Origin of the sequence: Alienimonas chondri (genome assembly GCF_013036045.1) — a bacterium.
Classification (GTDB): domain Bacteria; phylum Planctomycetota; class Planctomycetia; order Planctomycetales; family Planctomycetaceae; genus Alienimonas; species Alienimonas chondri.
Genome location: NZ_WTPX01000015.1, coordinates 44,948 through 55,093, shown reverse-complemented (window position 1 = coordinate 55,093; position 10,146 = coordinate 44,948). Strand labels below are relative to the sequence as shown.

7 protein-coding genes are annotated in these 10,146 nt (G+C 66.8%); 4 read left to right on the top strand and 3 right to left on the bottom strand.

Annotated features, from left to right (window positions below; translation table 11 throughout):
* Positions 1 to 329 precede the first annotated feature (329 nt).
* The 4 genes from dnaG (at position 330) to LzC2_RS03980 (ending at position 6,551) form a co-directional block, all read left to right on the top strand.
* Positions 330 to 2,423, top strand: a complete 2,094-nt coding sequence (gene dnaG, locus LzC2_RS03995) for a DNA primase (RefSeq protein ID WP_171183999.1) — start codon at positions 330 to 332, stop codon at positions 2,421 to 2,423.
* A gap of 207 nt (positions 2,424 to 2,630) precedes the next feature.
* Positions 2,631 to 4,292 (top strand): RNA polymerase sigma factor RpoD, encoded by a 1,662-nt coding sequence (gene rpoD / locus LzC2_RS22750; protein ID WP_171183997.1) that lies wholly within the window; start codon positions 2,631 to 2,633, stop codon positions 4,290 to 4,292.
* Positions 4,293 to 4,387: 95 nt separating this feature from the next.
* On the top strand, positions 4,388 to 4,774 hold the full coding sequence (locus LzC2_RS03985; RefSeq protein WP_171183995.1) for a hypothetical protein: 387 nt from the start codon (positions 4,388 to 4,390) through the stop codon (positions 4,772 to 4,774).
* Between the two features lie 196 nt (positions 4,775 to 4,970).
* A complete protein-coding gene (locus LzC2_RS03980) occupies positions 4,971 to 6,551 on the top strand; it encodes a sulfatase family protein (RefSeq protein ID WP_171183994.1) in 1,581 nt (526 codons plus the stop codon).
* Positions 6,552 to 6,564: 13 nt separating this feature from the next.
* On the opposite strand, the gene LzC2_RS03975 is transcribed toward LzC2_RS03980, so the two are convergent.
* The 3 genes from LzC2_RS03975 to LzC2_RS03965 are packed head-to-tail and all read right to left on the bottom strand — an operon-like array spanning position 6,565 to position 10,124.
* Complete coding sequence (locus LzC2_RS03975) at positions 6,565 to 7,707, bottom strand: ABC transporter permease (RefSeq protein ID WP_171183992.1); 1,143 nt, start codon at positions 7,705 to 7,707, stop codon at positions 6,565 to 6,567.
* Positions 7,708 to 7,766: 59 nt separating this feature from the next.
* Positions 7,767 to 8,492, bottom strand: coding sequence for an ABC transporter ATP-binding protein (locus tag LzC2_RS03970; RefSeq protein WP_171183991.1), 726 nt, complete (start codon positions 8,490 to 8,492; stop codon positions 7,767 to 7,769).
* Positions 8,493 to 8,546: 54 nt separating this feature from the next.
* Positions 8,547 to 10,124, bottom strand: a complete 1,578-nt coding sequence (locus tag LzC2_RS03965; RefSeq protein ID WP_171183989.1) for an efflux RND transporter periplasmic adaptor subunit — start codon at positions 10,122 to 10,124, stop codon at positions 8,547 to 8,549.
* Between the last annotated feature and the right edge of the window lie 22 nt (positions 10,125 to 10,146).

The window sequence follows — 10,146 nt, the reverse complement described above, 5'->3', positions numbered from 1 at the left end:
GATCCGGGGCGATCGATTCGCGGGGCGTGGGGGAATGGGTCAACATCGTTGCCGGCGCCGGTCGGCGAAGCCGCGTTGAGGCGTAAGGTGTTGACGGCGGAGCACTTGGGACGGCAATTCCCGTCCCGCTTCGAACCGGGGACGCTTGACCCGCGGGCTGTACGATTTACGGTTGTGGACCGGCGGACTGTCCGCGGGCGAACGCTTCGGACCGCAACCGTCACCCCCCCGGCCGCTCGCGGGGGGTTGACGAACCCCGGCCGAGCGTACGTTCGTACAATGGGACGGACGCCTTTCCTCGCGTCCTGTTCCCCTCCCACGCCGCCTGAATGTCAAACGGTCTTTCCGACCACGGACAGTCGCGGGGAGGCGCGTACGAAGCCGGCGCCGAGGACTTCAAGGAACAGGTGCGCGTTCGCAGCGACATCGCCCAGGTCATCGGCGAGTCGATCTCTCTCAAGGCGCTCCGCGGCGGCGCCGAACTGGCGGGGCTGTGCCCCTTCCACGACGACCGCAATCCGTCGCTGAAGGTCTACCCGGACCGGCAGACGTTCCGCTGCTGGTCGTGCGATACCGGCGGCGACGTCTTCTCCTTCGTGATGAAGTACGACGGGCTGGACTTCTTCTCCGCCCTCAAGCACCTCGCCCAACGGGCCGGGTTGGAGATGCCGGAGCGGACCGGACCCCGCCCGAGCAAGGACGGTCCGGACCGCGGACGCCTGCTGGAGGTGTTGAAGTGGGCCGACCTGCAATGCCACACGTTCCTCACACGCTCGTCTGAAGCGAAGGCGGCCCGCGAGTACCTCGCCGCCCGCGGCATTCACGCGGACCTCGCGAAGACGTACGGCCTCGGCTACCACCCGGACGATTGGTCCTGGTTGGTGAACCGGGCGAAGGGGCTGTTCGATCGGGAGGAACTGCTCGCCAGCGGCGTCGCCGGGGTGAAGAAGGACGGCAGCGGCCTGCGGGACCACGCCCTCTTCCCGGATCGCGTGATCTTCCCGATCCGCGACGAACGCGGCCGCACGATCGCCTTCGGCGGGCGACAATTGCCCTCCGATTCCCCCCGGTTTTCCCAAGATAAGGGGTTCGGGGCGAAATACATCAACAGCAGCGAGAGTGTCCTGTTCCACAAGTCGAAGGTGCTTTACGGCCTCGACGTGGCCCGTGAGGCGATTCGCAAGCCGACCTGCGACACCGCGCTCGTCGTCGAGGGTTACACGGATACCCTCGCTCTGCATCACGCCAGCTATCAGAACGTCGTCGCCACTTTGGGCACCGCCCTTACCAAGGAACACGTCGGCGTGCTGCGGCGCTTCACCAATCGGATCGTGCTGGTCCTCGACGGCGACCGGGCCGGGCAGGACGCGGCGGAGAAGGCGTTGCAAAAATTGCTCGCCGAAAGCGTCGATCTGCGTGTGCTGACGCTCCCCCCGGGAACCGATCCGGCGGATTTCGTGTCCGAGCAGCCGGAAGCGTTCGGGGAACTCGTTGCGACGGCGCCGGAGGCTCTCGACTTCAAACTCTCCCGCCTCACCGCCCGCCACGGCGGGGATGCGCTGCAGGCCGGCGACGCCGCGACGAAGGAGATGCTGGACCTTCTCCGCACCGATCCCGGCCTCGTCGGAACCCGCCGCGGCGATCTCGTGTTGATGCGGACCAGCGAACGCTTCGGCGTCCCCGAACGTCGCCTGCGGGCCGACCTGAACGGCCATCGGCCGGCCCCCCGCCAATTCGAGCCGCCGGCCCAGTTTTCCTCGGATGAGGGGCCTGTCCGACGAGAAGAACCGCCGATCCCCAAGCCCGCCGGCGACGAGTTGGCGGAGGCGGAATTGTTGAAGATTCTGCTGACCCGGCCGGAACTGTTCCCCGCGGCGCATGCGGTCGTCGGCTCGGCCGATCTGCGGCATGCGGGCCTGCGGCGGTTGTTCGAACTCTGCGAGGATGCGGAGGAACTGGACGGCGCCGTGACTCTCCCCGCGGTGCTGGACGGCGCGGCTCCGCAGGGTGATTCGCCGCTCAAACGCTTCGCCGTGAAGCTGATGGCCGAGGCCGACTCTCAGGAACTGGGCGGCCGGCTCGACGGCTCGATCGCCGGCGGATTCGCGGAGAACGGTACGCGACGTGCAGCTTTCTCTGCCGACGGACTTGCAGCGGGCGCGGCCACGACGGCCCCCGGGCAGACTCGTCATGGAAACGGCTCCCAGGAGGGGAACCCCGATCATCGGAGCGCCGGCGTCCCGCCGCTGCTCTCTCTGGCGCTGTCGGCCATCACCCGGCGTCGCCGTTCGCATCAGGCTCGCAGCAGTCGCGCCGATCTCGCCCACGCCCCGGTCTCCCCCGGCGGCCTGGACGAGGCCACCCGCGCCCTGCTCCGCCGTCAGGCAGACCTGCACGCCGCTCGCCACGCCAGACCCGGTTAAGCGCCCCCGACCCAACGTTTCCCGAACCAGCGTCCCCCGAGCCAGCGTCCCCCGAACCACGACGTTTTCGCTCACACCATCGCCCGACCAGAACCGCCGACGCCGTGTCGGCTCCCGTTTTCGCCCCTCGTCCTTTCCGCCTCCCGCTGCCTCGAATCCGCCGTCCCGTCGGCGGGTTCCATTGAACCCCGACCCCGGAGAATCCTCATGCATCGCCTCAAAGAAGACATCAACGCCCTTGTGGAACTTGCCGCGGAGCAGGGCGGCAGCGGGCAGGGGTGGGTGCTGTATCGCCAAGTGAACGACTATCTCCCGGACGAAGCGCCGAACCCGGAGAAGCTCGATCACCTGTTGGAGGCGTTGGACGCCCACGGGATCGACATTAAGCACGAGTTCGAGGTCGGCCTCCCCACGCCGGAGCGGGCCCGCAAAGCCCATCGCAAGCCGAAGGAATTGATCGGCGACGACAGCGGCAAGAAGATCGACGACCCGATCCGCATGTATCTCACCCAGATGGGCGAGATTCCCCTGCTGACCCGCGAGGAGGAGATCTACCTCGCCAAGACGATCGAGATCACCCGCAAGCGGTTCCGTCGGGAGTTCGTCAGCAGCGAATACGCGATGCGGGAATGCATCGCCATGTTGACGAAAGTCAACGAGGGCAACCTGCCCTTCGACCGCACGATTAAGGTGTCCGTCACCGAGGGTCTGGAGAAAACCCAGATTCAGGGCCGGATGCCGCACAACCTGAAGACGCTGGAATCGTTCGAAGGCGCCAACGACGCCGACTTCGCGACGATCATGGACCCCAAGTCCTCCGAGAAGAAGAAGCGGGAGGCGAAGCACGCCTGGGACTGCCGCAAGCGGAAGATGACGGTGCTGGTGGAGGAATTGAGCCTCCGCACGCAGAAGATCATCCCGATCATGAAGCGGCTGGAGCAGATCGACGAGCGGATGCAGGCGATCGTTCGCCAGATGGGCAAGCTCAAGAACCTCAAGAGCGCCGCCGAGGAACGGGCGAACCTCCAGCGGGAGTTGGAAGACCTGCAAAACATGACGCTCGAGACCCCCGAGGGGATCAAGAAGAAGTGTCGCCTGATCCGCTATCGCTTCGGCGCCTACGAGCAGGCGATGCGGGAACTGTCCGGCGGCAACCTCCGCCTGGTCGTTTCGATCGCCAAGAAGTACCGCAACCGCGGGCTGTCCTTCCTCGACCTCATTCAAGAGGGCAACACCGGCCTGATGCGGGCGGTCGATAAGTACGAATATCGCCGCGGTTATAAGTTCAGCACGTACGCCACCTGGTGGATTCGCCAGGCGATCACCCGGGCGATCGCGGACCAGGCCCGCACGATCCGCATCCCGGTGCACATGATCGAAACGATGTCGAAGCTCCGCAAAGTGGCGAAGGCGCTGCTGCAGGAATTCGGCCGCGAGCCGACCATGGAGGAGACCTCCGAAGCCGCCGGCATCACGCTGGAAGAGACGAAGCGGGTCATGAAGATCTCCCGTCACCCGATCTCCCTGGACCGCCCGGTCGGCGAGTCCGAGGACAGCTACTTCGGCGACTTTATCGAGGACGAAAGCTCCGACAGCCCCGTCAACGCGGCCACGACGGAGATGCTGAAGGACAAGATCGACGTGGTCTTGAAGACCCTCACCTACCGCGAGCGGGAGATCATCAAGCTCCGCTACGGCTTGGGCGACGGCTACACCTACACCCTCGAAGAGGTCGGCCGCATCTTCAAGGTGACCCGCGAACGCGTCCGCCAGATCGAAGCCAAAGCCGTCCGCAAGCTGCAACACCCGATCCGAAGCAAGCAGCTCAAGGGCTTCATGGACGTCGTCGCGACCGCCGCCGCGGAGTGATGGCCGTTTGATTCAGAACCGCGACCGTCAGGGAGCCGGCTCCCTGACGGTCGCGGTTTTAATTACACCTTCGCTGTTGTTCCAGTGCATCGGGAATGCTGTTGAAGATTGAACCGTCGTCGCTTCCCCCGGTCGATGCAGTCACGGTCGTTGACTTGCAGGAACTCGGGTCGACTCTGGAGGCCGTCCGTGCGGCTTCTGAAGAGCCTTGTGATCAGGCTCTCGGACAGGAAATCGCCTCCGCTTGGCGCCGTCTCGAACTGGGGATGCAGGCGCGATGTCACCTCCCGCCGGTGGCGTTCCGCTTCTTCTCCAATGGCGAAGCAATCCTTGAAGCGACCGTTTGCTGGAAGTGCAACAATATCCTCGGGGAACGCGGAGGGGAGCGAATATCGATCTCGTTCAATTCCTCTTGCGAAGCGGCTGCAGAACTGCTTTCGCTCGCGGAGAGAGCGATCGGGCGGCGTATAGGTAGTGAATGATTGGGGCAGGGCGGGTGGCGGGGGCAGAAGGGAAAGAGGCGTCAGCCGACTGACCGGATGCCCCGGAACCGGTGGCGCCTGAAGGGGAGTCCTTCAACACTGATGGTCCAAGGGCATCCGCTTCGCCCCTGCCCCAGCCGCCCGGCGTCACGCACCGAGGCGCTGGACAAGTCCACAACGTGAAAGGTCTCGATCGATGAATCCCCGCCAGCTCTTTGCGGTCGTTCTACTGTGCGCTCACGTCGGCGTCGCAGCGGCCGGCGAGCAACCAAACGTCATCGTTATTTACACCGACGACCAAGGCTACGGCGACGTGGCGGCGTTGAACCCCGAAGCGAAGTTCTCGACGCCGAATCTCGATCGGTTGGCGAACGAGGGCATCGTCTTCACGCGGGGCCATAGCGCCGACTCCGTTTGCACGCCCTCTCGCTACGGGCTGCTGACGGGCCGGTATGCGTGGCGGACGACGCTCAAACGGCATGTGATGGGGGCGGAGGGGGAAGGGCTGATCGCTGACGATCGAATGACGTTCGCCTCGCTGCTCAAGGAGCAGGGCTACCGCACCGCGATGGTCGGGAAGTGGCATCTGGGGATGGACTTCCCCGGCACGCCGGACGACCGTGACTGGTCGCAGCCGACGCTCGATATGCCGCTCGATAAGGGGTTCGACTACTACTACGGCGTGCCGGCCTCGCTGAATTACGGGGTGCTCGCGTGGTTCGAGGGCCGCCATGCCGCCGTTCCGCCGACGCTCTATACGAGCAAGAAGCCGAACGCTCGGCATATGGACTACCGGATCAAGCCGCCGTATTCAGCGACCCGTAAGGAAGAAGGCCGCGGGAAAGGCGTTTTAGAGGTCGCTCCGGACTTCATCGACAACCAATGCCTCACGCGGTTCACCGACAAGGCGATCGCCTGGATCGACGAGCACGCGTCCGGCCCGGAGGGCGTAACGCCGTTCTTTCTCTACCTCCCGTATACCTCCCCGCATTACCCGGTCTGTCCGTTGCCGGAGTTCCACGGCCGGGGCGATGCCGGCGCCTACGGGGAGTTCGTGATCGAGACCGACCATCACGTTGGCCGCGTGTTGGCGTTCCTGAAAGATCGCGGATTGGACGACAATACCCTGATCGTCTTTACCAGCGATAACGGCCCGGAGAACTCTTGGAAGAGCCGCATCAAACAGTTCGACCACGACAGTCGCGGCGGACTGCGCGAGGGGAAGCGGTCGGTGTATGAAGGCGGGCATCGGGTGCCGTTTCTCGTGCGTTGGCCGGCCGGAATCACGGAGCCGGGGCGGCGTTGGGACGGCCCGGTGGGGCAGGTCGATCTGTTGGCGACCCTCGCCGACCTCATCGGCGCTTCGCTGCCGCCCGAGGCCGGCGAGGACAGCCACAGTTTCGCCTCCGTGCTGCGTGATGCGGACGCGAACCACGACCGCATTCCCCTGGTCGTTCACGGCAACGACGGGCGATACGGCATTATCGACGGCGACTGGAAACTGATCTTGCCCCGCAAACCCGGCGACGCGGAACTCTACGACGTGGCGGCCGACCCCACGGAGACGCGCAATCTCGCCTCCGAACGGCCCGAGATCGTCGAGCGGATGATTCGGGACATGACTCGCATCGTGACGGAAGGACGGTCCAACCCCGGCCCGCCTCAGCCGAACGACACCGGTTATTGGAAGGATCTGACCTGGATTGCCCCGGGCGACTATCGTGCCGCGACGGAATCGCTCGGCGTGGAGGTCTCGGAGGAGTCGACGGCCGATTGAGGCGACCGCGGCTTCAAGCTGCGTTCAAGGCTGCGACGATGTTCGTTCGTGCGGCGTGCCAGGCGGGGATCACGCCGGCGAACAGGCCGACGCCCGCGGAGACCCCCGCCGCCGTCGCCGCCAGCGAGAGCGACGGTCGAAACGCGATCGTCACGCCCTCCGCCCCGACGGCCAACCCGCCGAACGCCAGCACGGCCGTCGCCGCTGCCGTGCCGATCACGCCGCCGATCAGGCAGATCAGCAGGCTCTCGCAGACCACCAGCCCGAACACTCGACCCGGCCGCACGCCGAGCGTTTGCAGCACGGCGTGCTCCTTCACCCGGTCCTGCACGGCCATCACGGTGGTGGTCGCGACCAGCGCTAGCACCAACCCCACGCAGGCGAACCCCAGCCAATGGGCGAAGCCGATCAGGTCCACCAAGTCCGACAGCGTGCTGGCCTGAAAGGCGCCCTTGCGGCGGGTGGTCGTCGCCACGGGGCCGGCTCGCAATGCGTCGTCGATCCCGCGGGCCACCGTGTCCGGGTCGGCCTCGGGGGTGAGATACGCCTCGTGCATCGTCACCAAGCCGGCGGAGTCGAGACCGCGGGTATATTGAAGGAATTCCAGGCTGGTGAACGCCACGTTCTCCTCCGCGGCGACCGGCGAAGTAAAGACCCCGGCGACCTGCACGCTGAGGTCCCCAATCGAAAACGTGTCCCCCGCCGACAGTCCCCGCCGCCTGGCGAGGCTGGCTCCCACGACCGCGGCGTCACGGCGATTCTCGAACGCGGACCAGTCGCCGGAGGTCAGCGTCAGCCCGCGGTTCTCTCGTAATTGCTGCGGATCCGCCCCGTTAAAGACGACGATATCGAGGCTCGCCCGGCAATTATTCGTCCAGACCTGCACGGGCATCACGTCGCGGACGCCGGGGACCTCGCGGATCGTGCGGGCGTAGTCCTCCGGCAATCGGCTGCTGGTGGGGCAGAATCGATTTTCCTGAAAGACGATCAGCGTGCGGTCCGCGTCCCCGCCGTCGGTCAGACGGTTCAACCCCTCCTGCACGGAGGCGACGAAGCAGAACACGAACAACGCCACCGCGGCCCCGCCGGCCGTCAGGAACGTGCGCATCCCGTGCCGCCACAGGCCTTTGAAGACGTAGGGGAGGAATTTGAACATAGCGGCTTCTCTAAGAGGAACTCGGTTCGCCGTCGCCGGTCGGCGGCGCGCTCGTCGGATCACGCGGCCAGTACGCCGCTTGTCGGCGAGGGCATCGCGGCGTGCGGCTCGTTCAATTCAATTAGCTGTCCGCCGTCCAGTTGCAGCCGGCGGCCGGCGAGTTGGGCGACCTCGGAATCGTGCGTGACCATCAGCAGCGTCATTCCTAATTCCTCGTTCAGACGAACGAGCAGGTCTTGAATCTGGGCGCTGGTGGCGGCGTCGAGGCTGCCGGTCGGTTCGTCGGCGACGACCAGCGTGGGGTTCATCACGATGGCCCGGGCGATGCCGACCCGCTGCTCCTGACCGCCGGACATCTGCCGCGGCAGGTGATCCGCCCGGTCGGTCAGGCCGACGGCTTCCAACGCCAGTTCCACCCGCTCCCGACGCTCGGAGCGGGAAAGCGACGCTAGCAGCGTAGGCAGTTCGACGTTCTCGTAGGCGGTCAGCACCGGCACGAGGTTGTGCGTCTGGAAGATGTACCCGAGATGCTCCGCCCGCCAATCGGCGAGCTTCGTGCGGGACATGGAGGTGATCTCCGTGCCGGCCACGGTGATCGTGCCGGCGTCCGGCGGGTCGATGCCGGCGACGGCGTTCAGCAGCGTGCTTTTGCCGGTGCCGCTCGGTCCCATCATCGACACAGAATCGCCCTCATAAATATCGAGATCGACCCCGTCCAGCGGGGTGACGGTCTCGCCGCCCTTCTTAAAGGCTTTTTTCAGTCCGCGGACTTCGACGAGGGCCATGGGAGCGTGGAGAGTTGAAGGATCAGAGTTGAGAGACGAGCAGTAGCACGGCGATCAGCCGGCGTCCTCGCCGGTGATCTCGATTCGGTCGCCGTCGCCCAAGCCCTCCCGACCGCCGGAGAGCAGCTTGTCGGTCGGCTGCAGGCCGTCGGCGACCTCGACCAGATCCTCGGTCCCGGCGTCGCCGAGGGTCACCGGCTGCCGGCGGGCGGTGCCGTCGGCCGCGGCGATCCAGACCGACCGGCTCTCGCCTTCCCGCTCGACCAATCGCCGGGGGACGAGTAGCCGCTCCCGCTTCCCTTCGCCCGCTGCTTCGTCGGCGGTCGGCGGGGCGAGGAAGGTGGCTTTGACGAGCATCTCCGGCCGCACCGCCGCTGGCGGGGATTCGAGGGCGACCTTCACTTCCAGCGTGTTTTTCTGCACGCTCGCCGAGGCGGTCGCGTCCAGTACGGTGCCGGAGATCGGTTCGGCGGAGGCGGCCGTTTCGATCACAACCGGTTGCCCGCGCATCACGCGGGGGACGTCTTCGAGCCGCACGTCGGCCCGCACCTGGAGCATCGCCGGGTCGTACAGGCTGACGACCGCGGATCCCTCCGGGTTCGACTGCGTCTCCTGCCCGGTGACGAACGCCCCCGGCGGAGCGAGCAGGGCGAGCACGCGGCCGTCGGTCGGGGATCGCAGCGTCATGCGGTCTTGCCGCAGCTCGGCCCCTTCCACCGCGACCTCCGCCTGCCGGCGGCGGGCCTCGGCGGCCCGGACCTGGGCGGAAGCGGCGGCGACCCGGTTCGCTTCCTCGATCCGCAGCTCCGTCTGTTCGGCGACCGCATCCCGCTGACGGCGGAGGGCGGCGGCCTGCTTGGGAAGGGAATCTCGCAGGCTGTGCAGCTCCGCGAGTTCCGCCGCGGCCCCGTCGGCATCGCTTTCGGCCTGTTGAACCAACCGATCGGACACCGCCCCGCGGGCGGCCCGGCGTCCTTCGCGGTTCTGCTGGGCGAACTTCAACCGTGCCTCCGCGGCGGCGATGCGGGCGGGGAGGGCGTCGCCTTCCGCTTCGACCTTCGCCAACGCGGCGTCGGCGGCGGCCAAGGCCGCCCGGCGGGCGAGCGGGGTCTCGTACAACTGCGTCGCCGCAGCCAGTTCCGCTTCCGCCGCGGCCACGTCGGCCTCGGCCAGTTGGAGGTCCGCTTCGGCCCGTCGCAGGGCCAGAGCGGCGTCGACGTCGTTCAGGCGGGCGACGACCTCGCCGGCCGTCACCTCCTGCCCAGCGACGACCAGCAGTTCGTTCACGACCCCGCTGGCCAGGGCGGAGACGTAGGTGGGCGTGGGCCGCGGTTCGACCCAGCCGGCCGCTTGAAACAGCGGCGTGCCGGCCCGGCGAACCTCCGCCTGCCGCACGACCACCGGAACGACCGTCACCGGTTTGGCGGAGCGCCACAGGTCGCGGGCGGCCCAGCCGGTCATCGCCAGGAATCCGCCGAGAATCACCGCCGGCGCCAGCACGCGAGCCAGCAGCCGACCACGGCTTTGCCGCCGCTTCGGCTTTGCCGCGGCAGCGGTCGCGGTGCGATCGAAGGCGAGACGGCTGAGGTCCAGCCGCGTTTCTGCGGGCGGGTCGGCGGTGTCGGCGGGCATGAGGAGACTTTTGGAAGAAGGA